Origin of the sequence: Geodermatophilus sp. CPCC 205506 (genome assembly GCF_051383635.1) — a bacterium.
In the GTDB taxonomy this organism is placed as follows: Bacteria; Actinomycetota; Actinomycetes; order Mycobacteriales; family Geodermatophilaceae; genus Geodermatophilus.
Genome location: NZ_JALPKP010000074.1, coordinates 1 through 23,076 on the forward strand (window position 1 = coordinate 1; position 23,076 = coordinate 23,076).

General features: G+C 74.7%; 21 protein-coding genes, 1 tRNA gene and 1 riboswitch. Of the genes, 14 read left to right on the forward strand and 8 right to left on the reverse strand.

The window, feature by feature from the left end:
- Positions 1 to 186: 186 nt before the first annotated feature.
- Positions 187 to 271 (reverse strand) — tRNA-Leu (locus MY520_RS26015).
- A gap of 303 nt (positions 272 to 574) precedes the next feature.
- Between MY520_RS26015 and MY520_RS26020 the strand changes: the two genes are divergently transcribed.
- Positions 575 to 1,903 carry a M20/M25/M40 family metallo-hydrolase gene (locus MY520_RS26020; protein ID WP_436695596.1) on the forward strand — a complete coding sequence of 443 codons (1,329 nt, stop codon included), beginning with the start codon at positions 575 to 577 and terminating at the stop codon, positions 1,901 to 1,903.
- A 13-nt stretch (positions 1,904 to 1,916) separates the two neighbouring features.
- Positions 1,917 to 2,720: an SDR family oxidoreductase gene (locus MY520_RS26025; protein WP_436695597.1), complete on the forward strand. Its 804-nt coding sequence runs from the start codon at positions 1,917 to 1,919 to the stop codon at positions 2,718 to 2,720.
- On the opposite strand, the gene MY520_RS26030 is transcribed toward MY520_RS26025, so the two are convergent.
- Complete coding sequence (locus MY520_RS26030; RefSeq protein WP_436695598.1) at positions 2,717 to 3,286, reverse strand: class I SAM-dependent methyltransferase; 570 nt, start codon at positions 3,284 to 3,286, stop codon at positions 2,717 to 2,719. The two genes, MY520_RS26025 and MY520_RS26030, sit on opposite strands and share 4 nt — an antisense overlap.
- A 135-nt stretch (positions 3,287 to 3,421) precedes the next feature.
- Here MY520_RS26030 and MY520_RS26035 point away from each other — a divergent pair, with 135 nt between their 5' ends.
- On the forward strand, positions 3,422 to 4,378 hold the full coding sequence (locus tag MY520_RS26035; RefSeq protein ID WP_436695599.1) for an NADPH:quinone oxidoreductase family protein: 957 nt from the start codon (positions 3,422 to 3,424) through the stop codon (positions 4,376 to 4,378).
- 12 nt (positions 4,379 to 4,390) lie between these two features.
- On the opposite strand, the gene MY520_RS26040 is transcribed toward MY520_RS26035, so the two are convergent.
- Positions 4,391 to 4,597, reverse strand: coding sequence for a DUF5703 family protein (locus tag MY520_RS26040; RefSeq protein ID WP_436695600.1), 207 nt, complete (start codon positions 4,595 to 4,597; stop codon positions 4,391 to 4,393).
- Between the two features lie 122 nt (positions 4,598 to 4,719).
- Here MY520_RS26040 and MY520_RS26045 point away from each other — a divergent pair, with 122 nt between their 5' ends.
- Positions 4,720 to 4,995, forward strand: coding sequence for a hypothetical protein (locus MY520_RS26045; RefSeq protein WP_436695601.1), 276 nt, complete (start codon positions 4,720 to 4,722; stop codon positions 4,993 to 4,995).
- A gap of 39 nt (positions 4,996 to 5,034) precedes the next feature.
- Here the strand turns inward: MY520_RS26045 and MY520_RS26050 are convergent, their stop codons facing one another.
- Entirely contained in the window at positions 5,035 to 6,663 is a 1,629-nt protein-coding gene (locus MY520_RS26050) for an alpha/beta hydrolase (protein WP_436695602.1), read from the reverse strand.
- A gap of 254 nt (positions 6,664 to 6,917) precedes the next feature.
- Here MY520_RS26050 and MY520_RS26055 point away from each other — a divergent pair, with 254 nt between their 5' ends.
- A complete protein-coding gene (locus MY520_RS26055; RefSeq protein ID WP_436695603.1) occupies positions 6,918 to 7,703 on the forward strand; it encodes a DUF2470 domain-containing protein in 786 nt (261 codons plus the stop codon).
- A 59-nt stretch (positions 7,704 to 7,762) separates the two neighbouring features.
- Here MY520_RS26055 and MY520_RS26060 read toward each other — a convergent pair whose 3' ends face one another.
- The gene (locus MY520_RS26060; protein WP_436695604.1) at positions 7,763 to 9,730 is read right to left on the reverse strand and encodes an AAA family ATPase; all 1,968 of its coding nucleotides are present in this window, start codon (positions 9,728 to 9,730) and stop codon (positions 7,763 to 7,765) included.
- A complete protein-coding gene (locus tag MY520_RS26065) occupies positions 9,727 to 10,707 on the reverse strand; it encodes an aldo/keto reductase (protein WP_436695605.1) in 981 nt (326 codons plus the stop codon). The genes MY520_RS26060 and MY520_RS26065 overlap by 4 nt, the downstream gene beginning before the upstream one ends.
- Before the next feature lie 190 nt (positions 10,708 to 10,897).
- Here MY520_RS26065 and MY520_RS26070 point away from each other — a divergent pair, with 190 nt between their 5' ends.
- The 5 genes from MY520_RS26070 (at position 10,898) to MY520_RS26090 (ending at position 14,382) form a co-directional block, all read left to right on the forward strand.
- Positions 10,898 to 11,731, forward strand: coding sequence for an undecaprenyl-diphosphate phosphatase (locus MY520_RS26070; RefSeq protein WP_436695606.1), 834 nt, complete (start codon positions 10,898 to 10,900; stop codon positions 11,729 to 11,731).
- Between the two features lie 76 nt (positions 11,732 to 11,807).
- Positions 11,808 to 12,509 carry a histidine phosphatase family protein gene (locus MY520_RS26075; protein ID WP_436695607.1) on the forward strand — a complete coding sequence of 234 codons (702 nt, stop codon included), beginning with the start codon at positions 11,808 to 11,810 and terminating at the stop codon, positions 12,507 to 12,509.
- Positions 12,510 to 12,560: 51 nt separating this feature from the next.
- Positions 12,561 to 13,112, forward strand: coding sequence for a DUF3090 family protein (locus MY520_RS26080; protein ID WP_436695608.1), 552 nt, complete (start codon positions 12,561 to 12,563; stop codon positions 13,110 to 13,112).
- 31 nt (positions 13,113 to 13,143) lie between these two features.
- Entirely contained in the window at positions 13,144 to 13,899 is a 756-nt protein-coding gene (locus MY520_RS26085; protein ID WP_436695609.1) for an SCO1664 family protein, read from the forward strand.
- 96 nt (positions 13,900 to 13,995) lie between these two features.
- Positions 13,996 to 14,382, forward strand: coding sequence for a VOC family protein (locus tag MY520_RS26090; protein WP_436695610.1), 387 nt, complete (start codon positions 13,996 to 13,998; stop codon positions 14,380 to 14,382).
- 5 nt (positions 14,383 to 14,387) lie between these two features.
- On the opposite strand, the gene MY520_RS26095 is transcribed toward MY520_RS26090, so the two are convergent.
- A complete protein-coding gene (locus MY520_RS26095) occupies positions 14,388 to 15,104 on the reverse strand; it encodes a maleylpyruvate isomerase family mycothiol-dependent enzyme (protein WP_436695611.1) in 717 nt (238 codons plus the stop codon).
- Positions 15,105 to 15,181: 77 nt separating this feature from the next.
- On the opposite strand from MY520_RS26095, the gene mshC reads away from it, so the two are divergent.
- Together mshC and MY520_RS26105 are read left to right on the forward strand one after the other, a co-directional pair.
- Positions 15,182 to 16,438 carry a cysteine--1-D-myo-inosityl 2-amino-2-deoxy-alpha-D-glucopyranoside ligase gene (gene mshC / locus MY520_RS26100; RefSeq protein ID WP_436695612.1) on the forward strand — a complete coding sequence of 419 codons (1,257 nt, stop codon included), beginning with the start codon at positions 15,182 to 15,184 and terminating at the stop codon, positions 16,436 to 16,438.
- Positions 16,438 to 17,475, forward strand: coding sequence for an HD domain-containing protein (locus MY520_RS26105; protein ID WP_436695613.1), 1,038 nt, complete (start codon positions 16,438 to 16,440; stop codon positions 17,473 to 17,475). Before mshC ends, MY520_RS26105 begins: the two co-directional genes overlap by 1 nt.
- 121 nt (positions 17,476 to 17,596) lie before the next feature.
- On the opposite strand, the gene MY520_RS26110 is transcribed toward MY520_RS26105, so the two are convergent.
- Positions 17,597 to 18,460 carry a PAC2 family protein gene (locus MY520_RS26110; RefSeq protein ID WP_436695614.1) on the reverse strand — a complete coding sequence of 288 codons (864 nt, stop codon included), beginning with the start codon at positions 18,458 to 18,460 and terminating at the stop codon, positions 17,597 to 17,599.
- 114 nt (positions 18,461 to 18,574) lie between these two features.
- Between MY520_RS26110 and metH the strand changes: the two genes are divergently transcribed.
- On the forward strand, positions 18,575 to 22,378 hold the full coding sequence (gene metH, locus MY520_RS26115; RefSeq protein ID WP_436695615.1) for a methionine synthase: 3,804 nt from the start codon (positions 18,575 to 18,577) through the stop codon (positions 22,376 to 22,378).
- A gap of 107 nt (positions 22,379 to 22,485) precedes the next feature.
- Positions 22,486 to 22,642: riboswitch (cyclic di-AMP (ydaO/yuaA leader) on the forward strand.
- A gap of 12 nt (positions 22,643 to 22,654) precedes the next feature.
- A partial coding sequence (locus MY520_RS26120) for a hypothetical protein (RefSeq protein WP_436695616.1) occupies positions 22,655 to 23,076 on the forward strand: 422 nt, incomplete at its 3' end.

Here is a 23,076-nt window from a genome sequence, read left to right on the forward strand (position 1 = left end):
CCATCACGCTCACCGTCTACCAGCACGTGCACCCCGGCATGGGCCGCGAGGCCGCGGACCGCTGCGCCGCCCTGCTCGATGGCTGATCCCGGCGCGAAGTATCACGTAGGTATCACGAGGCCCTTTTCGGCCCCTTCAGCAAACCGCCCCGGGCTCCTGACCTGCAGGAACACCGGGGCGAGGCTGTGTCCGAGGGGGGACTTGAACCCCCACGCCCGATAAAGGGCACTAGCACCTCAAGCTAGCGCGTCTGCCATTCCGCCACCCGGACGAGTGCGAGACAGAGACTACCGGACGTAGGGACCGCGATCACGCACCCCCCGCGCTGCCACGGAGTCAGGCCGCGATGACGGCGACCCGGCCCCGCCGACGCGCTCGGCCCGGTGCGGGGCCCTGCCGGCGGCCGCGTGGAGCGCGGTCGCGACGGTGGCCACCGGCGGGAGGTGCGCCACCCCCGGGCTGATCGAGAGCGTGAGCAGCGTGCCGTCGGGGCAGCAGAGAGAGGGCCTTGCGGGAGTTCAGGGCCGGCCCACCCGACCGGGGGATCCGCGGGCGCGATGGCACGATCGGCGGCATGCCGGAGCCCACCGAGACGCCCCTCGCCCGCGCCCAGGACGAGGTCGCCGAGCTGCTGTCCGACCTCATCCGCATCGACACCACCAACACCGGCGACACCGCCACCGGCAAGGGCGAGCGCGCGGCGGCCGAGTGGGTGGCCGGCAAGCTCGACGAGGCGGGGATCGGCAGCGTCGTCCACGAGTCGGAGCGGGGGAGGGCCAGCCTCGTCGCCCGCATCCCCGGCGAGGATCGCGGCCGGCCCGCCCTGCTGGTGCACGGCCACCTGGACGTCGTCCCCGCCGACCCGGCCGAGTGGAGCGTGCACCCGTTCTCCGGCGAGGAGCGCGACGGCTACGTCTGGGGCCGCGGCGCGGTCGACATGAAGGACATGGACGCGATGGTCCTCGCGCTGGTCCGCGACTGGGCGCGCACCGGCACCAAGCCCCCGCGCGACATCGTGCTGGCCTACGTCGCCGACGAGGAGGCCGGTGGCCGGCTCGGCGCCCGGTTCCTCGTCGACGAGCACCCCGACCTGTTCGAGGGCTGCACCGAGGCGATCAGCGAGGTCGGCGGCTTCTCCATCACCGTGCGCGACGACCTGCGCCTCTACCTAGTGCAGACCGCCGAGAAGGGCCTGGCGTGGATGCGGCTGACCGCCGGTGGCCGGCCCGGCCACGGCTCCTTCGTCCACGACGACAACGCCGTCACCCGGCTGTGCGCGGCCGTCGCCCGGCTCGGCGCCGCCCGGCTGCCCACCACGCTCACCCCGCCGATGCGCCAGTTCCTCGCCGCCGTCGAGGACGCCTACGGCATCGAGATCGACCCCGACGAGCCGCAGGAGGCACTGGCGCGCCTGGGCAGCATCAGCCGGATGATCGGCGCAGCGCTGCGCAACACGGTCAACCCGACGATGCTCGACGCCGGCTACAAGGCCAACGTCATCCCCGGCACGGCGAGCGCCACCGTCGACGGCCGCTTCCTCTACGGCCAGGAGGAGGAGTTCGAGCGCCAGCTGGCCACGCTGATCGGGGAGGGCGTCCAGCGCGACTGGATCGTCCACGACCAGGCCGTGGAGACGACGTTCGACGGCCCCCTGGTCGACCAGATGGTCGCCGCGCTCGAGGCCGAGGACGACGGCGCGCGGCCGGTGCCCTTCACGATGAGCGGCGGCACCGACGCCAAGAGCTTCGAACGCCTGGGCATGCGCTGCTTCGGCTTCTCCCCGCTGCGGCTGCCGCCGGACCTGGACTTCGCCTCGCTGTTCCACGGCATCGACGAGCGGGTCCCGGTGGAGTCGCTGCGGTTCGGCATCCGGGTGCTCGACCGCTTCCTGCGCGCGGCGTGATGGGATGCCGACCGTGACCTCCGCCACTCCGGGACCCGGCTCCGTCGCCCTCATCACCGGTGGGACGGGCGGCTTCGGCCGCGCCCTCGCCGCCCAGCTGCGGGCGCGGGAGGTCACCGCTGTCCTCGCCGACCTGGACGGCGAGCGGGCACGCGCCACCGCCGCCGACCTCGGCTGCCCGTTCGTCGCCCTCGACGTCACCGACCGCGCCGCCAACCGCGCCGCCGTCGAGCAGGTCGAGGCCGAGCACGGCCGGCTGGACGCGGTGTTCCTCAACGCCGGCATCGCCGGGTTCGACTCCGAGGAGCTGCTCGACGTCGACGGCTTCCTGCGGGTGGTCGACGTCGACCTGTTCGGCGTCGTCTACGGCACCGCGGCGGCGCTGCCGGCGCTGCAGCGGGCCGGCGGCGGCGCGATCGTGGTCACCGCCTCGCTGGCCGGTCTGTCGCCGATGGCCACCGACCCCGGCTACAGCGTCGCCAAGGGAGGGGCGGTGGCGTTCGTCCGCTCGATGGCGCCGCGGCTGGCCGCCGAGGGCATCACCATCTCCGCGATCTGTCCCGGCTTCGCCGACACCGCGATCATCGACCCCATCCGCGAGGAGTTCGCGAAGGCGGGCTTCCCCGTCCTGAGCGCCGAGGAGGTCGCCGGGGCGATGCTCGCCGCCTGGGCCTCCGCGGAGCCGGGCGCGGCCTACATCGTCCAGCCCGGCGTCGGCGCCGTCCCCTACCGGTTCAAGGGCGTGCCCAGCGCCAAGACGGCGACCGGCGAGACCGCCGTCGTCCCCGAGGCGCTGCGCCCGCCGTCGATGCTCTAGGCCGCCTCGAGCCGGCAGGCGAACAGGAAGGCCGGCGGCACGTTCCACGGTGAGATCCGCTGGCGCACCGACGGGAAGCGCCGGCGGAACTCACCCAGCATCACCGGCGAGTACTGGATGACCAGCACCGTGCCGCGGGGTGTGAGCACCGCCGGGAGCAGGTCGAGGATCCGCTGCCGCAGCGGCGGCGCCAGCGACGTGTAGGGCAGGGCCGAGACGACGACGTCGGCCCGCTTGCCGCCGAGGTGGACGTCGAGGTTCTCCGCCGAGTCGCAGACCACCTGCAGCCGCGGGTCGTCGAAGCGCTCGTCGATCAGCTTGGCCAGCTCCGGGTCGATCTCCACGGAGACCAGCCGGGCGTTCGCGCCGAGCCGCGCCAGGATCTCCCCGGTCTGGACGCCGGTGCCCGCGCCGAGCTCGACGACGACGTCGGCACCGGCGACGTCGGCCAGGTCGAGCATGTCCCGCACCGCGGCGCGGGAGGTCGGCAGGACGGCGCCGACCTGCCGCGGGTTGGCCAGGAACGCGCGCAGGAAGCGCAGGCGGTCGTTGAGGTGCTCTCTCATGGGTCCTTCCTCGGGCCGCCGACGGGAAGCGGGCCGCGTTCCCGCACCCTGTCACGGCCGCGCGACGGCGGCGATCCGACGGGGCCGCCCGGGGTGCCGGTGCCGGGCCCGCGGCGGTCTGGCAGGGTCGCCGGCATGCGCGCTTGGCGGGTCCACGAACTCGGCGATCCCTCGCAGGTCATGAGCCTGGACGACGTGGAGCAGCCCACCCCCGGCGAGGGGCAGCTGCTCGTGCGGGTGCGGGCGGCGGCGCTCAACTTCCCCGACGTGCTCATGGCGAAGGGCCAGTACCAGGAGCGCCCGCAGCTGCCCTACATCCCCGGCGTCGAGCTGTGCGCGGAGGTCGTGGAGACCGGGCAGCGGGTGCTCGGGGCGCCGTCGGGAGGGCCCGGCGCCTTCGCCGAGTACGCGCTCATGGACGCCGACAACGCCTGGCCGGTGCCCGACGGGATGCCCGACGAGAAGGCCGCCGCGCTCTACCTGACCTACCACACCGGCCACGTCGGGCTGCACCGCCGGGCGCAGCTGCAGCCGGGGGAGTGGCTGCTCGTGCACGCCGGCGCGGGCGGCGTCGGGTCGGCCGCCATCCAGCTGGGCAAGGCCGCCGGGGCGCACGTCATCGCCACCGCCGGCGGCGCCCGCAAGGTCGAGGTGTGCCGCGAACTCGGCGCCGACCACGTCGTCGACTACACGACCGAGGACTTCGTTCCGGTGGTCAAGGAGGTCACCGGCGGCCGCGGCGCCGACGTCGTCTACGACCCGGTCGGCGGCGACGTCTTCGACAAGTCGCGCAAGTGCATCGCCTTCGAGGGCCGGCTGGTCGTCGTCGGCTTCACCAGCGGGCGGATCCCGGACGCGCCGGCCAACCACGCGCTGGTCAAGAACTACAGCGTCGTGGGCCTGCACTGGGGGCTGTACCGGAAGATGGAGCCCTCGATCGTCGGCACCGTCCACGCCGAGCTCACCCGGCTGGTCGAGGGCGGGCAGATCGACCCGCTCATCGGCGAGGTTCTCCCGCTGGACCAGGCGCCCCGGGCCCTGGCCCGGCTGGCCGACCGCAGCACGGTCGGCAAGGTCGTGCTCGTCCCCTGACCGGGGAGGCGCCTAGACGAACGGCTTCGGCAGGTAGGACAACCGCGCCCGCCGGCGCAGGATGACCTTCCGCGTGCCGTCGGCGTGCAGCTGGAGCCGGGCGAGTTCCCAGCCACCGGTGTCCGCCTGCAGGCTCAGCATGGTCGCCGCTGCGGACCGGGACGTACCCGGCGGGATCCGCAGCGGCGCGAACTCGTAATCCCCGGCAACCGCCTCCATCCCGCCGATTGTGCCCGCCCGACCCCCGGTGGTCACGTGACCCGTCCCGCCCGGGTCTGCCGGAGGACCGCCCGGACGGCAGGATGGGTGGCGACCCAGGACCACGCGAGAGGGAGGACGACGTGACCGATCCCGGCACCCGGACCGACGCGACCGCCGCTGACCTGGCCGAGCAGCAGGACATGGTCGACCCGCCGGAGGTGTCCCTCGCCGCCGACGCCGCACCCCCCGCCGGGGACGTCCCGGAGGCCGACGCGCTCGACCAGCAGCTGGTCGCCCGGCCCCGCGGCGTCGGGGGCGCGGCGCACCGCCCGGTCGGGGACCGGGAGGCCGACGACGCCGACGTCCTCGACCAGGAGGCCGACGTCCCGGTGGGGGACGACGACGACCTGACCTGAGCGGTCGACCTGACCGGAGCCGCGGCCGGGCCGCGGCGGTCAGCGGGCGGCGCGGAGCAGGAGCTCGGTGGCGGCGGAGGTCGCGGCCTCGACCGGGACCGGCTGCGGGGCGGTGAGCGGCACCTCCTGCTGACAGACCGTGCCGTCGGCGGGCAGCGTGAGGTCGATCAGGTAGGCGTCGGTGGCCGCGTCGATGCAGGGGGAGTTGCCGCCGTAGGCGGTGTGCCCGTCGCCCTCCATGGTCAGCAGCCGCGCGTTGCCGAGCTGCCGGGTCAGCTGGATCGCACCCGCGTACGGGGTGGCCATGTCGTAGGTGGTGCCGACGACCAGCGCCGTCGGTGCCGAGGGAGAGGCGACGAACGGCCCGCCGAAGGCGTCCGCGTCGGTGCGGGGCCACAGCGCGAAGCCGATCTCGGCGTAGGCGCCGGCGGCCCAGAAGTGCGGATAGGCCGCCCACTCCTGCGCGCCCCGCCGCAGGTAGGAGTCGACGTCGCGAGGCCACTCCCGCTCGCTCGCCCCGATCGCCACGAACCGGTCGGGACCCGGGTCGTCCGAACCGTCGGGGTCCTCCGGGTAGATCGCGAGGTCGAAGATGGCCCGCAGCGTCGAGCCGTCCCCGGCGGCCGCCTGGGCGAGCCCGGCGGCCAGCAGCCCCCAGAGCTGCTTGGCGTACAGCAGGGACTGGGTGACGTCGAGGATGACCTCCGGGGTGACCGGTTCCGGGTTGTCCGTGAAGCGGGGCGCGGGGATGGGGGTCGCGTCCGCCGTCGCCAGCAGCGCGTCGTAGGCGGCGAGGGGGTCGGCACCCCCGAACCCGGAGCAGGCGGCCTGGTCGGCGGCGCACGCGCCGGCGAACCGGTCGAGGGCCCGTTCGAGCGCGGCTCCCTGCGCGGTGCTCACGGCGACCGGGTCGTGGATGTAGGCCGCGGGGTCGAGGGCGCCGTCGAGGACGAGGGCCCGGTAGCGGTCGGGGAACAGCGTCGCGTACGTGGCCCCCAGGAAGGTGCCGTAGGAGAAGCCGAGGTAGGTCAACTGCTCCTCGCCCAGGCTGGCGCGCAGGGCGTCCATGTCCCGGGCGACGTTCGCCGTCGAGGCGTGCTCGAGGATCGCGCCGTTGTTGGCCAGGCACGCGTCGACGTAGCGCTGGGCGCGGGCCACCAGGGCCTGCGGGTCGAGGTCGAGCGGGGTGGGGAACGGGTGCGCCCACAGGCCCTCGGTGACCTGGTCGACCCGGCAGTCGACGGCCGGGGTGCTCCGGCCGACCCCGCGGGGGTCGAAGCCGACGATGTCGAAGCGGGCGCTCAGGCCGGGGTACAGCTGGTCGCCCAGGGCCTGCAGGACCTCCGCCGTCGCCGCCCCGGGCCCGCCGAAGTTGAGGAACAGCGAGCCGATGCGGGTGGCGGGGTCATCGGCGGGGACGCGGGCCACCGCGATCTGCACCCGCCCGGCGGCCGGGTCGTCGTAGTCCATCGGCAGGTCCGCGGTGGCGCACTCGACGCCGGCCGCCGTCCCCTCCGGGGTCGTTCCGCAGGCGGCCCAGGCGAGCACCGGTGGTGGCTCGGTGAGCAGGGCCGGCGTCGGGGCCTGCGCCGCGGCGCCGACCGTTCCGGACGCGAGCACGAGCGCGGCGAGCGTGGTGACAACGGCGGTGCGACGGCGGACGGACACGGGGCCCCCACTCGGACGAGCGGTGCCCTGCCGACGAGCGCCGCGGAGGTGGCGCTCAGCCAACACCCGCCGGCGGCGCGGTGGCAACAGCGGAACGGGAACGCTCCGTCTCGACCCGCGGACCGGTCCCGCTCAGGCCCCGTCGAGGCCCGGGAGCTGCAGGTCGGCCCGCACCGCGCCGACCCGACTTCCCGACCGACGGGAGGTGTGGTTAGGCTGCCCTAACTTGCGGAGCACGTCTCGGGAGGAACGCCATGACGACGAGTCCCGGCCGGAGCCCGGCCCCACCCGGCGTCCTCGGCGACCCGGCCGAACGGGCGCGGACCGCGGCCTGCCGCACCGCGGCCGCCCTGTGCGTGCGCGGCCTGGCGCCCGCCCGGCCGCTGGCCCACGCGACCCTGACCGCCGGGCAGGTCCTGGTGCTCGTCCCCGCCGGGGGAGAGGTGGCCGAGGCTCTGGCGGAGGAGGACGACCGCTCCGCCGTCCTCATGGTCAGCGACCGCGCGCCGGTCCCGCTGCGGGACTCGCTGCGCGCCCAGCTGTGGCTCTCCGGCTGGCTGACGCCGGTCCGGCCGGCCGACCAGCGCGCCGCCGCGCTCGCCTTCGCCGAGGTCCGGCCGGCCGAGCAACTGCTCGACGTCGGGCGGGACGCGACCCTGCTGCGGCTCGACCTCGCCGAGGTGGTCCTGCGCGAGGGACCCCGCTGCGTCGAGATCGGCCCGCCGGAGTACGCCGCCGCCCGTCCCGATCCGCTGGTCGACGTCGAGGCCGCGATGCTGCGGCACCTGGACCGCGACCACCCGGAGATCCTCACGCTGCTGCGCAGCCGCATCCCGGCCGGCGACCTCGGCCCGCGCGACGTCGTCCGCCCCCTGGGGATCGACCGGTACGGCTACCGGCTGCGGATCGAGCGGCCGACCAGCTCCCGCGACCTGCGCATCCCGTTCCCGCGGCCGCTGACCTGCCCCGGCCAGCTGCACGCCGCCACCCAGGCGCTGCTCTGCGCCACCCGCCGGCTCCACGTCGAGGCAGAGGCATAGGAAGCTCTACCCGCGTCAGGCGCCCGCTGACGTGGGTATTGGATCCAATGCCTCGTGGGTCAGTCGGCGTTCTCGGTGAGCAGCCGCGCCAGCCGGGTCCGCCGCGGCCGGACGTCGACCTCGCGGACGGCGCGGGCCAGCGCCCCCCCGCTGGCGTGCACGATCGACAGGTGCCGCTGGGCGCGGGTCAGGGCCGTGTAGACCAGCGGCCGCGACAGCATCCCGCCCGCCTCGGGCGGGAGGACGACGACCACGCCCGGCCACTCCGAGCCCTGCGCGCGGTGCACGGTGATCGCCCAGCCGTGCCGCAGGTCGCTCAGCGCCGTTCCGCTGACCGTGACCGGCCCCGAGGCGAAGTCCACGGTCAGCGCGCCGTCCCCGGTGCCGGTGACCACCCCGACCTCGCCGTTGGCGAACCCGATCGGCTCCAGGTCGAGGTGGTTGGCGGTGGCCACCACCCGGTCGCCGGCGTCGAAACCCCACACCGTGCCGTCACCGGGGTTGAGCACGGCCTTGAGCGCCTTGTTCAGCTCGATCGTGCCGGCCGGGCCGCGGTGCACCGGGGTGACCACCTGCACCGTCGCCGGGTCGATGCCCAGCGCGCGGGGGATGGAGTCGGTGACCAGCTGCACCACCCGCCGGGCCGCCTCCGCGCTCCCCGTCGCCGGGACCACGACGACCTCGCGGTCGGGGGAGTCCACCGGCGGCAGCTCCCCGGTGCGGACGGCGTTGGCCAGCCGGGCGATCGCGCCGCCCTCGGCCTGCCGGTAGAGCGTGGTCAGCTCCGTCACGGGGACGACGCCGGAGTCGATGAGGTCGCCCAGCACGTGCCCCGGGCCGATCGAGGGCAGCTGCGCCGGGTCGCCCACCAGCAGCAGGTGGGTGCCGTCCGGGCACGCCTCCAGCAGCGCCGCGGTCAGCTCGACGTCGAGCATGGAGGCCTCGTCCACCACGACGACGTCGGCGTCCAGCGGCCACTCCTCGTTGCGGGCGAACCCGCCGGAGGTGCCCTGCGCGCCGAGCAGCCGGTGCACGGTGACCGCGGGGTGGTCGGTCAGCTCCTCCAGCCGCTTGGCCGCCCGCCCGGTCGGCGCGGCGAGCGCCACCTCGCTGCCCTTGGACCGCAGCAGCGTCACGATCGCCGCCACCGTCCGGCTCTTGCCGGTGCCCGGCCCGCCGGTGAGCAGCGAGACGCCGGCACCCAGCACCTGCGCGACGGCCTTCTTCTGCGCCTCGTCCAGCCCCTTGGCCACCGACCGGACGGCGGCGGGGTCGGCGATCCGCTCCGCGGTGGCGGCCAGCCGGGCGACGTTGTCCGCCACCGCCTCCTCGGCCATCCCGTAGCGGGCCAGCGACAACGTCCGCAACGCCGGGTCGGGCTCGGGCAGCTCGTCCTCGGGGCCCAGGGCGTCCTCGTCGAACTGCGGCTCCGGCGGCTCGTGCTCGAGCACGTCACCGGACTCGACCGCGGCGACGACCGCCGCCACCGGGTCGGCGATGCCCTCGGCCCGCAGCGCGGCGACGACCAGGTCGGCGGGGAGCACGGTGTGCCCGTCGCGGGTCGCCGTCCGCAGGGTGAGCGCGACGATGGCCCGGCCGCGGCGGGAGTCCTGACGGTCCGCGCCGGGCAGCACGGCGATCGCCAGCCGGTCGGCGTCGGCCAGCGTGACCCCGGTGAGCCCCAGCAGCGCCCACGGGTCGTCCCGCAGCCGGCGGGCGGCGTCGGTGCCGAGCGCGTCGGCGGCGGAGGCGGCCAGCCGCGCCTCCAGCCCGGCGCCGACCAGGAGCGCCACGACGTCGTAGGTGGGCTGCGCGGCCAGGAAACTGGAGAACAGCCGCTCGGCGCGCTGCCGGCCGACCCGCGGCAGCTTCAGCAGCCGGTCGGCGGTGACGTCGTCGGGGGAGGTGATGCCCGCGGCGGGCAGCTCGGCCGCGGTGCGCTTGCCCAGCCCGGGCCAGAGCCCGGCGGCGCAGAAGGCGGTGAAGACGGCGTCGGCGGCGACCCCGGTGGCGGCGGGACGGCTCATCGGTCCGACCGGCGCTCGGGATAGCCGAAGTAGGGCGCGGAGACGTCCTCCAGCGCGGTCCGGATCGCCGCCGGCAGCCGCACCGCCTCGGCGTCCAGCGAGGCCTGCAGCTGCTGGGCGGTGCGCGCCCCGACCACCGGCGCGGTCACCCCCGGCCGGTCGCGGACCCAGGCCAGGGCCACCGCCAGCGGCGTGGTGCCCAGCCCGTCGGCGGCGGTGATCACCGCCTCGACGATCCGGTCGGAGGTGGGGGAGCGCAGCCCGTCGATGAAGCCCTGCCACTGCGGCGAGGCGCCGCGGGACTCCGAGGGCGTGCTGTGCCGGTACTTCCCGGTGAGGATCCCGCGGCCCAGCGGCGACCAGGCCAGCACGCCCAGCCCCAGCGCCTCGGCGGCCGGCACGACCTCCCGCTCCACCCCGCGCTGCAGCAGCGAGTACTCCACCTGGGTGCTGACGATCGGCACGCGGCCCGGCCAGGCCCGCTGCCAGGTCGCGGCCTGGGCGGTCTGCCAGCCGGTGAAGTTGCTGATCCCCACGTACCGGACCCGGCCGGAGCCGACCGCGGCGTCGCACGCGGCGAGGGTCTCCTCCAGGGGGGTGGTGTCGTCCCAGCCGTGCAGCTGCCAGAGGTCGACGTGGTCGAGGCCGAGGCGGTCGAGGGAGGCGTCGAGGGCGCGCAGCAGGTGCCCGCGGGAGGCGCCCCGGCCCATCGGCCCCGGCCCGGTGCGGCCCACCGCCTTGGTGGCGACCAGGATGTCCGAGCGCGGGACGACGTCGGCGAGCAGCCGGCCCAGCGTCCGCTCGCTGTCGCCCTCGCAGTGCACGTCGGCGGTGTCGACCAGGGTGCCCCCGGCGTCGACGAACGCCGTCAGCTGCATCGCGGCCTCGTCCTCGTCGGTGTCCCGGCCCCACGTCATGGTGCCCAGCGCGAGGCGGGAGACGACCAGACCGCTGCGCCCCAGCGCCCTCTGTTCCACGGGGGGCCAACCTACCGGCGACCGGGGCCCGGGACCGGGGAGCACCGGCATGTGGGGACGGCGCGCCGGGGTGTGGATCCGGCCGCACCGGAGCGGCGGCCGGGCATCGGACCGGCGCCCGCCTAGGCTGGCATCCCGTGCTTCCCCGAACCCACACCCCCCGCCCCGCGCACCGGGGCGGAACCCCGCGATGAGCTGGATCGAAGCGGTCGTCCTCGGCCTCGTCCAGGGCCTCACCGAGTTCCTGCCCATCTCGTCCAGCGCCCACCTGCGGGTGGTGGGGGAGGCCTTCGGCTGGGGCGACCCGGGCGCGGCGTTCACCGCGATCACCCAGATCGGCACCGAGGCCGCGGTGCTGCTCTACTTCCGCCACGACATCGGGCGGATCATCCGCGCCTGGGTGCTCTCCCTGGGCGACCGCAGGATGCGCCGCGACCCCGACGCGCGCATGGGCTGGCTGATCATCGTCGGCAGCGTGCCGATCGTCGTCCTCGGGCTGCTGTTCCAGGACGACATCGAGACCACCTTCCGCAGCCTCTGGATCGTGGCGACGGCGCTGATCGCGTTCTCGCTCATCCTGTTCTGGGCCGACCGCGTGGGCAGCAAGAAGCGGGAGCTGCACCAGCTGACCGTCGGGCACGGCATCGCGTTCGGGTTCGCCCAGGCGATGGCGCTGATCCCCGGGGTGTCGCGGTCGGGCGGCACCATCACCGCCGGCCTGTTCCTCGGGTACTCGCGGGCGGCGGCGGCCCGCTACTCGTTCCTGCTGGCGGTGCCCGCCGTCCTCGGGTCGGGCTTCTTCCAGGCCTACGAGGCGCTGACCGGCGACGTGGCCGGCGAGACCGTCGACTGGGGGCCGACGATCCTCGCGACGGTGCTCGCGTTCGGGGTCGGCCTGACGGTGATCGCCTGGCTGCTCCGCTACCTCGACCGCGGCAGCTTCACGCCGTTCGTCGTCTACCGGCTGCTGCTCGGCGGGCTGCTGCTCGTGCTGCTCGGCACCGGGGTGCTCGCCGCCCAGTAGTGCGAGGGCCCCGTGCCCCCACCGCTCGGGAGCTCGCGGCGGGCCGCTGCACGGGGGCCGCCTAGGCTCGCGTGTCGTGACCACGGTCCTCCTCCTGCGGCACGGCCGGACGACGGCCAACACCGGCGGCGTCCTCGCCGGCTGGACGCCGGGCGTGCAGCTCGACGAGACCGGCTCGGCGCAGGCGCGGGCGGTGGGGGAGCGGCTCGCGCCGGTGCCCCTGGCCGCGGTCGTGAGCAGCCCCCTGGAGCGCTGCCGGCAGACCGCCGCCGCCGTCCTCGACGGGCGGGGGCTGGAGCTGCAGACCGACGAGCGGCTCGGCGAGGCCCGCTACGGCGACTGGACCGGGCGCCCGCTCAAGGAGCTGGTCAAGGAGCCGCTGTGGAAGGTGGTGCAGCAGCACCCCTCGGCGGCGGTGTTCCCCGGACCGGAGGGGGAGGGGCTGGCGCAGACCCAGGCCCGCGCGGTGGCCGCCGTCCGGGCGTGGAACGCCACGCTGGGCCCGGAGGCCGTCTGGCTGGCCTGCAGCCACGGCGACGTGATCAAGGCGGTGCTGGCCGACGCCCTCGGCCTGCACCTGGACCAGTTCCAGCGGATCGTCGTCGACCCGGCCTCGATCTCGGTGGTCACCTACACCGACACCCGGCCGTTCGTGGTGCGGATGAACGACACCGGCGGGGACGTCGCCGCGCTGGTGCCGCCGAAGCGGAAGCGTCGCCGCCGCCGGGCGGCCGACTCCGACGCCGTCGTCGGCGGGGGCGCCGGCGCGACCGTGTGACCTGGGTGTCTCCGGCTCGCCCGGGTCGGCCGTCCGCGTAACCTGGGATCCGTGCCGCGCCAGGTCTTCCTCTTCGAACGCCCGTCCCGGTTCGTCGCCGGCACGGTCGGCCAGCCCGGCGACCGCACCTTCTACCTGCAGGCCTCCGACGCAGCCGGCCGGGTGGTCAGCGTGGCGCTGGAGAAGACCCAGGTGCAGGTGCTCGCCGACCGCATGAACGAGCTGCTCGACGAGATCGCGACCCGCCCGGGCACCGTCGTCCCCCCGGACGCCGAGGTCGACGACCTGGAGCCGCTCGCCGCGCCGGTCGACGAGGAGTTCCGGGTCGCGGCGATGGGCCTGGCCTGGGACGGCGAGGCGCAGGCCGTCGTCGTCGAGGCCGTCGCCGCCGGTGAGGAGCCGGTCGACGAGGACGCGATCCTCTCCGACAGCGAGGAGGGGCCCGACGCGCTGCGGGTCACCATCACGCCGGCGGCCGCCCGGGCGTTCGTCGTCCGCGCCCGCCGGGTGGTGGCCGCCGGCCGGCCGTCCTGCCCGCTGTGCTCGCTGCCGCTGGACCCGAGCGGGCACGTCTGCCCGCGGCAGAACGGCTACCGCCGCTGAGCCGGGTGGCCGGGGTCACGAGGACGCCCCGATGAGCGAGCGCCCCGCCGACCAGGCGTCGGACCTGCGTGCGCCCGCGGACGACGCCGAGGCCCGCACCCTGCTGCTCGACGGCGAGATCGACCTCGAGGGCCGGTTGCTCGACGCCAGCAACGTCACCCTGGTCGGCACCATCCGCACCGCCGAGCTCGAGGGCGAGTGCGTGTACAAGCCGGTGGCCGGGGAGCGCCCGCTGTGGGACTTCCCCGACGGGACCCTGGCCGGCCGGGAGATCTCCGCCGCGCTGGTGTCCGAGGCCACCGGCTGGCGGGTCGTGCCGCCCACCGTCCTGCGTGACGGACCGTTCGGGCCCGGGATGGTGCAGCTGTGGATCGACGGCGACCCCGCGGTCGACCTCGCCGCGTTCGTCCGCTCGGACTCCCCGGCGCTGCGGCGGATGGCGGTGTTCGACGCCGTGGTCAACAACGCCGACCGCAAGGGCGGGCACATCATCCCGACCGTCGACGGGCACGTGTACGGCGTCGACCACGGCATCTGCTTCTCCGTCGAGCCCAAGCTGCGCACCCTGCTGTGGCGCTGGGCCGGCAAGCCGCTGCCGGCCGAGGCGGTGGAGGTGCTGGAGCGGCTGTCGGGTGACCTGCTCGGCGACCTCGGCGAGCAGCTGCACGAGCACCTGACCCGCCGCGAGGTGCGCCGCACCCAGCAGCGGGTCGCCGACCTGCTGCGCAGCGGGCGGCACCCGCAGCCCACCGGCGACTGGCCCGCCCTGCCCTGGCCGCCGTTCTGACCAGCCGGCCCCGCGAGACCTGCGAACTCGTGGCCATCAGCCGCTGACGACCACGAGTTCGCAGGTCTCGGCGGAAGGATCGGCCACCATGGGCCCATGCCGCACCGTTCGCGCCTGGCGATCCTGCTGCTCGACCTGCCGCCGGAGCTCCACGACGCCGGCCGTGACTTCTGGACCGGAGTGACCGGCCACCCCGCGGAGGCCGACCCGACCGACCCCGACTGGTCCTCCCTCGGCTCCTTCGCCGACGGCTTCCACCTGGAGGTGCAGCGCACCGGCACGGGGACGCCGCCGCGCTGGCACGTCGACGTCGAGACCGACGACGTCGCCGCCGAGGTGCAGCGGCTGGAGGCGCTCGGCGCTCGCCGGGTGGCCGACATGGGCGGCTTCTGGCAGATGAAGGACCCCGCCGGGCTGCTCTTCTGCGTGGTCGGCATCCAGACCGGCGCGGAGTTCGACCGGTACGCCACCACCTGGCCCTGAGCGGGCTACTCGAGGGTGACGAGGTCGATCATCGCGGCGGCCTGCAGCCCGTCGCCGTCCACGGTGAGCACCTCCAGCGGCACCCGGCGCCAGACGGCCAGCACCAGGTCCCCGGCGGTGCCGGTGAGGGCGGCGATCGGGAAGGGCCGGCTGCCGGCGAAGAGGGTGCGCTCGGCGTCGGCGTCCACCGCGTGGAACACCACCGGGTGGGCGGCCTCCGGCGGGCCGGCGGGGAACACCCCCGGGACGATCACCTCCAGCCACTCGTCGAGCCCGTCCAGCCCGAGGGCGGTGGGGATCGGCCGCACGTCGCCGAGCACCTGCTCCACGTCCACGGTGTGCACGACGGCCTCGTGCGTCTGCCGGCGCAGCACGAAGCCGACGTCCTGCCGCGGCGCCCACGTCCACACCCGCTCGACCGGGTCGGCCCCGGCCAGCACGGTCTCCAGCTCGGCGGACTGGGCCAGCCCGTAGCCGAGCAGCTCGTCGTCCGGGTGCCGGACCGGCTCCACGTACGTGCTCGGGTCGGTGGCGCGGGTGCGCACCACCCACGTCCAGAAGTGCTGCACGTCGGCGAGGTGCCAGACCAGGTCGGCCAGGGTCCAGCCGGGGCACCCGGGCACCGTCGCCCGCCAGCCACGCGCGAGCACCGCCTCGGCGGCGACGTCGGCGAAGCGTGCGTTGGTCTTCTGCAGGACGGGCAGGTACTCGTCGAGCTCCACGGCTCCTCCGTTCGCGGGTGGGGCGTCCAGGATGAGGGCCGACCGGCGCCGCCGGTACCCGCCTCTAGGCTCCTGGTGTGCTCGCCTGGCCCGCCCCGCTCCTGCCGACCCTCCCGGGCACCGGTCCCGTGCTCAAGCTGCACGACACCGCCCGCGCCGAGGTGGTCGCCACCAGCCCCGACCGAACCGCGCGGATGTACGTCTGCGGGATCACGCCCTACGACGCCACGCACCTCGGCCACGCCGCCACCTACCTGGCCTTCGACCTGGTCAACCGGGTGTGGCGGGACGCCGGGCACGCGGTCCACTACGTGCAGAACGTCACCGACATCGACGACCCGCTGCTGGAGCGCGCCGAGCGGGACGGCGAGGACTGGATCGTCCTCGCGATGCGCGAGACGGCGCTGTTCCGCGAAGACATGACGGCGCTGCGGGTGCTGCCGCCCGACGACTACGTGGGTGCGGTGGAGTCGATCCCGCGGATCGTCGGCCACCTCGAGTCGCTGCTGGACGAGGGGCTCGCCTACTCCCTCGACGACGGCACCGGTGACGTCTACCACGACGTGTCGCAGGCGCCCGGCTTCGGCGGGGAGTCGGGCTACGACGAGGCGGCGATGCTGCGGTTCTTCGCCGAGCGCGGCGGCGACCCCGACCGGGCCGGCAAGCGCAACCGGCTGGACCCGCTGCTGTGGCGCGGCGAGCGGCCGGGGGAGCCGTCCTGGCCCGGCCCGCGCGGGGTCGCCGGGCGGCCGGGGTGGCACATCGAGTGCGCCACCATCGCCCTGGAGACCATCGGCATGGGCTTCGACGTGCAGGGCGGGGGCAGCGACCTGGTGTTCCCGCACCACGAGTACTCCGCCGTCCACGCCGAGGCGCTCACCGCCACCAAGCCCTTCGCCCGGGCCTACGTGCACGCGGCGATGATCGGCCTGAACGGCGAGAAGATGAGCAAGAGCCGCGGCAACCTGGTCTTCGTCTCCCGGCTGCGCGGCGACGGCGTCGACCCGATGGCGATCCGCCTGGCGCTGCTGTCCGGGCACTACCGCAGCGACCGCATGTGGACCCCGGACCTCCTCGACGCCGCCCGCACCCGCCTGGCCACCTGGCGGCGGGCGGTCGCGCTGCCGGCCGGGGCTCCGGCCGCGCCGGTGCTGCAGGGGCTGCGCGAGCGGCTCTCCGAGGACCTGGACAGCCCCGGCGCTCTCGCCCTCGTCGACGAGTGGGCCGCGGCCACCCTGGCGGCCGGGCCCGACGCCGACCTGGAGGACGGCGCCCCGACGATCGTGTGCGACGCGGTCGACGCCCTCCTCGGTGTGGCGCTGGCCGACTCCTGATGCCCAGCAGCCCCTTCCGGCTGGTCGACCGGGCGGCGCGCGAGGCCGCGGAGGAGGACCTCGCCCCGGCGGCCACCCGCGCGGCGGCCAGCCGCGGGCGGGCCGTGCCCGAGCCCGAGGACGGGCTGCGCACCGCCTTCGAGCGGGACCGCGACCGGATCCTGCACGCCAAGTCCTTCCGCCGGCTCAAGCACAAGACGCAGGTCTTCCTCAACCCCGACGGCGACCACTTCGTCACCCGGCTGACCCACACGCTGCAGGTCACCCAGGTCGCCCGCTCCCTGGCCTGTGCGCTCGGGCTCAACGAGACCCTCGCCGAGGCGATCGCCCTGGGCCACGACCTCGGCCACTCGCCGTTCGGCCACATCGGCGAGGACGCGCTGGAGCCCTACGTCCCCGGCGGCTGGCACCACGCCGCGCAGGGCGTGCGGATCGTCGAGGTGCTGGAGCGGCTCAACCTCAGCTGGGAGGTCCGCGACGGCATCCGCGCGCACAGCTGGAAGATCACCCCGCCGCCGGCCACCCGGGAGGCGGAGTGCGTGCGGTACGCCGACCGGATCGGCTACCTCTCCCACGACGCGCTGGACGCCGTCCGGGCCGGGGTGCTGCGGGTGGCCGACCTGCCCGCCCGCGCCCGCGCCGTCTTCGGGGAGCCGGGCAGCCAGATGGTCGGCGCGATGGTCGACGCGGTCATCGACGGCAGCCTGACGTCGTCCTCCGGCGCCGTCGTCATGGCGGCCGGGCCGCTGGAGGCGATGCACGAGCTGCGCACGTTCATGTTCGAGCGCGTCTACGCCTCGGAGACCGCCGCGGGCCAGAAGCACTTGGCCATCGACGTCACCCGCCGGCTGGTCGACCACCACCTGGCGCACCCGGAGCTCATCCCGGCGTCCTACCGGGACACCGAGGCCGACCCGGTGACCCAGGTCGTCGACTACGTGTCGGGGATGACCGACCGGTTCGCGCTGGCGATGCACGACCGGCTGTTCGACGCCGACGCGACGTCGCAGATGCGCCCCCTGCTCCGCCTGGAGTGACCCCCCGGTGCCCGGCGGTTTCCGCGGAAACCGCCGGTCCGTACCACCGTCATCCCCAACAGAATCGGAGGACTCCGGCGCGGAGAGCCCCACCCGACGAGGGGGAGGACGGGGTCCTCGCTCAGTCGCGGGAGCCGCCGCGGCGGCGCAGGTAGCGCTCGAACTCGCGGGCGATCGAGTCGCCGTTGGCGTTGGACAGGTCGACCTCGGTGGCCCGCTCCTCCAGCGAGCGCACGTACTCGACGACCTCGGCGTCCTCCTGGGCCATCTCGTCGACGGTCTTCACCCAGTCCTCGGCCTGCTGGGGGAGCGCTCCCAGCGGCACGGTGAGCTCGAGGACCTCCTCGACCCGCTGCAGCAGGGCGACGGTGGCACGCGGGGACGGCGGCTGGGAGACGTAGTGCGGCACCGCGGCCCAGAAGCTGATCGCCGGCAGCCCGGCCTGCACGCACGCGTCCTGGAAGACGCCGAGGATGCCGGTCGGGCCCTCGTAGCGGGAGGTCTCCAGGCCGAACCGCTCCGCGGACTCGGCGTCGTACGCCGACCCGGTCACCGGCGTCGGGCGGGTGTGCGGCGTGTCGGCCAGCAGCGCGCCCAGGCCGATGACGGTGCGGGCGTCGAGCTCCCGGCACAGCTCGATGAGCTCCTCGCAGAACGTCCGCCACCGCATGTTGGGCTCGATGCCCCGGATCAGGACGACGTCCCGCGGGGAGCCCGGCGGACGGGCGACGGAGACGCGGGTGGTGGGCCACTCGACCCGCCGGCTGACCCCGTCGACGAGCGAGACGGTGGGCCGGTTGACCTGGAAGTCGTAGTAGTCCTCCGGGTCGAGCGCGGCGAGCGGGGCGGCGTCCCAGATGAGCTCGAGGTGCTCCAGCGCCCCGGTGGCGGCGTCCCCGGCGTCGTTCCAGCCCTCGAAGGCGACGACCACCATGGGGTCGCTCAGCCGGGGCAGGTCCTCAGGGGTGGACTTCGGGTCGATCACCCCTGCGAGCCTACGTCGGTCGGGCACCGGTGCCGCGCTCGAACGCCCGTCCGTGTGGGCCACCTCGCCCGGTGGTGGAACGAACCGGCTCGCCCGCACGTCTAGTCTTGTTCGGTGTCCGCCTCCGGCCCGTCCCTGCGCCCGGACGCCACGGCAGCGCTCACGACGCTCCTGAACCGGCGCATCCTCGTGCTCGACGGTGCGATGGGCACGGCGATCCAGCAGCACCGGCCCGGCGAGGCGGCCTACCGCGGGGAGCGGTTCGCCGACTGGCCGACCGACGTGCGCGGCAACAACGACCTGCTCAGCCTCACCGCCCCCGACCTGGTCGCCGGCATCCACCGCGAGTACCTCGAGGCCGGCGCCGACCTGGTCGAGACCAACACGTTCAACGCCACCGCGATCTCGCTGTCCGACTACGGGATGTCGGGCCTGGCGTACGAGCTCAACGTCGCGGCCGCCCGGCTGGCCCGGCGGGAGTGCGACGCGATGACCGCGCGCACCCCGGACCGGCCGCGGTTTGTCGTCGGCGCGCTGGGGCCGACCAGCCGGACGGCGTCCATCTCGCCCGACGTCAACGACCCCGGGGCCCGCAACGTCGGCTTCGACGAGCTGGTCGAGGCCTACCTGACCCAGGCCCGCGGGCTGGTCGACGGCGGCTCCGACGTCCTGCTCATCGAGACGATCTTCGACACGCTCAACGCCAAGGCGGCGATCTTCGCGCTGGAGACGCTGTTCGAGGAGCACGGCCGGCGCTGGCCGGTGATGGTCTCCGGGACCATCACCGACGCGTCCGGGCGCACGCTGTCCGGCCAGGTCACCGAGGCCTTCTGGTACTCCGTGCGGCATGCCCGGCCGCTGCTCGTCGGGCTCAACTGCGCGCTCGGCGCGGCGGAGATGCGGCCCTACGTCGCCGAGCTGTCCCGCATCGCCGACACCTTCGTCTCCTGCTACCCGAACGCCGGGCTGCCCAACGCCTTCGGCGAGTACGACGAGTCGCCCGAGGAGACCGCCGCCGTCCTGGCGGAGTTCGCCGCCAGCGGCTTCGTCAACCTGGTCGGTGGCTGCTGCGGGACCACGCCCGCGCACGTCGCCGCCATCGCCGCCGCGGTGCAGGACCGGGCGCCCCGGACGCCGCCGGCCGTGCCCCCCGCCCTGCGGTTGTCCGGCCTCGAGCCGCTGGTCGTCACGTCGGAGAGCCTCTTCGTCAACGTCGGCGAGCGCACCAACATCACCGGGTCGGCCCGCTTCCGCAACCTCATCAAGGCCGGCGACTACCCGGCCGCGCTGGCCGTGGCGCGGCAGCAGGTCGAGGCCGGCGCGCAGGTCATCGACGTCAACATGGACGAGGGGATGATCGACGGCGTCGCGGCGATGGACCGCTTCACCAAGCTGATCGCCGCCGAGCCCGACATCTGCCGGGTGCCCACGATGATCGACTCCTCCAAGTGGGAGGTCATCGAGGCCGGCCTCAAGTGCGTGCAGGGCAAGTCGATCGTCAACTCGATCTCGCTCAAGTCGGGGGAGGAGGCCTTCGTCCGCGAGGCGCGGCTGTGCCGCCGGTACGGCGCCGCGGTCGTCGTCATGGCCTTCGACGAGGACGGCCAGGCCGACAGCCTGGAGCGGCGGACGCAGATCTGCCGGCGGGCCTACGACATCCTCACGCGGGACGTCGGGTTCCCGGCCGAGGACATCATCTTCGACCCCAACGTGTTCGCCGTCGCCACGGGCATCGAGGAGCACGCGACGTACGGGCTGGACTTCATCGAGGCCACCCGCTGGATCAAGCAGAACCTGCCCGGGGCGCTGGTCTCCGGCGGCGTCTCGAACGTCTCGTTCTCCTTCCGCGGCAACAACCGGGTGCGCGAGGCGATCCACGCGGTGTTCCTGTTCCACGCCATCGCGGCCGGCATGGACATGGGCATCGTCAACGCCGGCGCGCTGGAGGTCTACGCGGAGGTCCCCGAGCAGCTGCGGGAGCGGATCGAGGACGTCGTCCTCAACCGCCGGCCCGACGCCACCGAGCGGCTCCTGGAGATCGCCGGCGACTACGCCGGGGACGGCGCGGTCACGGAGGCCGAGGCGGGGGAGTGGCGGTCGCTGCCGGTCGCCGAGCGGATCACCCACGCCCTGGTCAAGGGCATCGACGAGTTCGTGGAGGCCGACACCGAGGAGCTGCGCGCGCAGATCCGGGAGCGCGGCGGACGGCCGATCGAGGTGATCGAGGGCCCGCTGATGGCCGGCATGAACGTCGTCGGCGACCTGTTCGGCGCGGGCAAGATGTTCCTGCCGCAGGTGGTGAAGTCCGCCCGCGTCATGAAGAAGGCGGTCGCCTACCTCGTGCCGTTCATCGAGGCGGAGAAGCGGCCCGGCGACGCCGAGCGCAGCATCGGCAAGGTCGTCATGGCCACGGTCAAGGGCGACGTCCACGACATCGGCAAGAACATCGTCGGCGTCGTGCTGCAGTGCAACAACTACGAGGTGGTCGACCTCGGCGTGATGGTGCCCGCGCAGCGGATCCTGGACACCGCCAAGGAGGAGGGCGCCGACGTGATCGGCCTCTCCGGTCTGATCACGCCGTCGCTGGACGAGATGGTGAACCTGGCGGCGGAGATGGAGCGTCAGGGCTTCGAGCTCCCGCTGCTGGTCGGCGGCGCGACCACCTCCCGCGCGCACACGGCGGTCAAGGTCGCGCCGAAGTACCACGGCCCGGTCATCTGGGTGAAGGACGCCTCCCGGTCGGTGCCGGTCGTGGCCGCCCTGCTGTCGGACGAGCAGCGGCCCGCGCTGCTGGCCGAGGTCGAGGCCGACCACGAGGCGCTGCGCGAGCGGCACGCCGCCCGGCAGGACACCCGCTCGCTGCTGCCGCTGGCCGCCGCCCGCGCCGCGGCGACCCCGGTCGACTGGAGCAGCTACCACCCGCCGCGGCCGCGGATGCTGCTGCAGCAGGCGATGGACGTGTGCGCCGGGCCCTCCTGCGACCACGTCCACCAGGTGGCCACCCAGTTCGTCCGGACGTTCACCGGCTATCCGCTGGAGGAGCTGCGCCGCTACATCGACTGGCAGCCGTTCTTCAATGCCTGGGAGATGCGCGGCCGGTTCCCCGACATCCTGAACAACCCGGCGACGGGCGAGACGGCCCGCCGGCTGTACGAGGACGCGCAGGTCATGCTCGACCGCGTCATCGGGGAGCAGTGGCTGCGCGCCAACGGCGTCTTCGGCCTGTTCCCCGCCAACCAGGTGGACGGCGACGACATCGAGGTCTACACCGACGAGTCGCGGACCGCCGTCCGGGCCACCCTGCACCAGCTGCGGCAGCAGACCCAGGGCCGCGACGGCGCCCCGCGCAAGTCGCTGGCCGACTACGTCGCGCCCAAGCACACCGGGCTGCGCGACCACGTCGGCGCCTTCGCGGTGACCGCCGGCATCGGCCTGGCCGAGCGGTCGGCCCGGTTCAAGGCGGAGAACGACGACTACAGCGCGATCCTGCTGGAGTCGCTCGGCGACCGGCTGGCCGAGGCCTTCGCCGAGCGGCTGCACGAGCGGGTGCGCAAGGAGTTCTGGGGGTACGCCCCGAGTGAGGGCCTCGACAACGAGGAGCTCATCGCCGAGCGGTACCAGGGCATCCGGCCCGCGCCGGGCTACCCCGCGTGCCCCGAGCACACCGAGAAGCAGACGATCTGGCAGTTGCTCGACGTCGAGGCCGCTACCGGCATCGAGCTCACCGAGAGCATGGCCATGTGGCCCGGGGCGGCGGTCAGCGGCCTGTACTTCTCCCACCCGCAGTCGCGGTACTTCGTGCTCGGGCGGGTGGGGCGCGACCAGGTCGAGGACTACGCCCGGCGCAAGGGCTGGACGGTCGCCGAGGCGGAGCGGTGGCTCTCGCCGAACCTGGGCTACCGGACCGAGGACGAGTGAGCCACGCCACACCGGGCTGATGTGACGGATCAGTCCGCTTCGGTCGCGCAGCGTCGTGATAGTTTCGTTATCTGTCCGCCGGGCCCCGCTCCTCGACCGAGGACCCCGGCCGGACTCCGCCGAACTGTGCGCGGCACACCGCCGCGCTCGGACCGGGGACCCACGGTTCCTCTGGGGTGAATCCTGCGCGCGTGCGCGCCGCAGGTAGGGCGACTTCCGGCCCGAACCCGTCAGCTAACTCGGTAGGCGGCTGAGGAAGAACGGAGAGCCGCCCCTGTGGCGACCCTGAACCGCGCCTCCGCGCCTCGAGTCGAGGACGCCGCCCCCGAGGGGGACCTCCCCACCGCCGTCGCCCGCCGGCGCCGCCGCGTGCCCGCTCCGCGCTCCCGGGTGGCCTACGCCCTGGGCCTGGCCACGGTGTGCACGGTCGCCGCCGTGAACCTGGTCGCCGGCGGGACCGCCACCCCGGCCACGGCGAGCCCGCAGGAGCAGTCCGCGTCGGTCGCCGTCGCCGACGCGCTCGGCATCGAGGAGACCGCCGCCGGCCAGCCGGCCGCGCCGGCGGAGGACCCCCGACTGCTCGAGCAGCTCGCCGCCACCCGCGCGGAGCGTGACGCCGAGCAGGCCGCCGCGGCCGCGGTCCAGGCGCAGGCCGAGCAGGCCGCCGTCGCGGCGCGCGCCGAGGCCGAGGCCCGGGC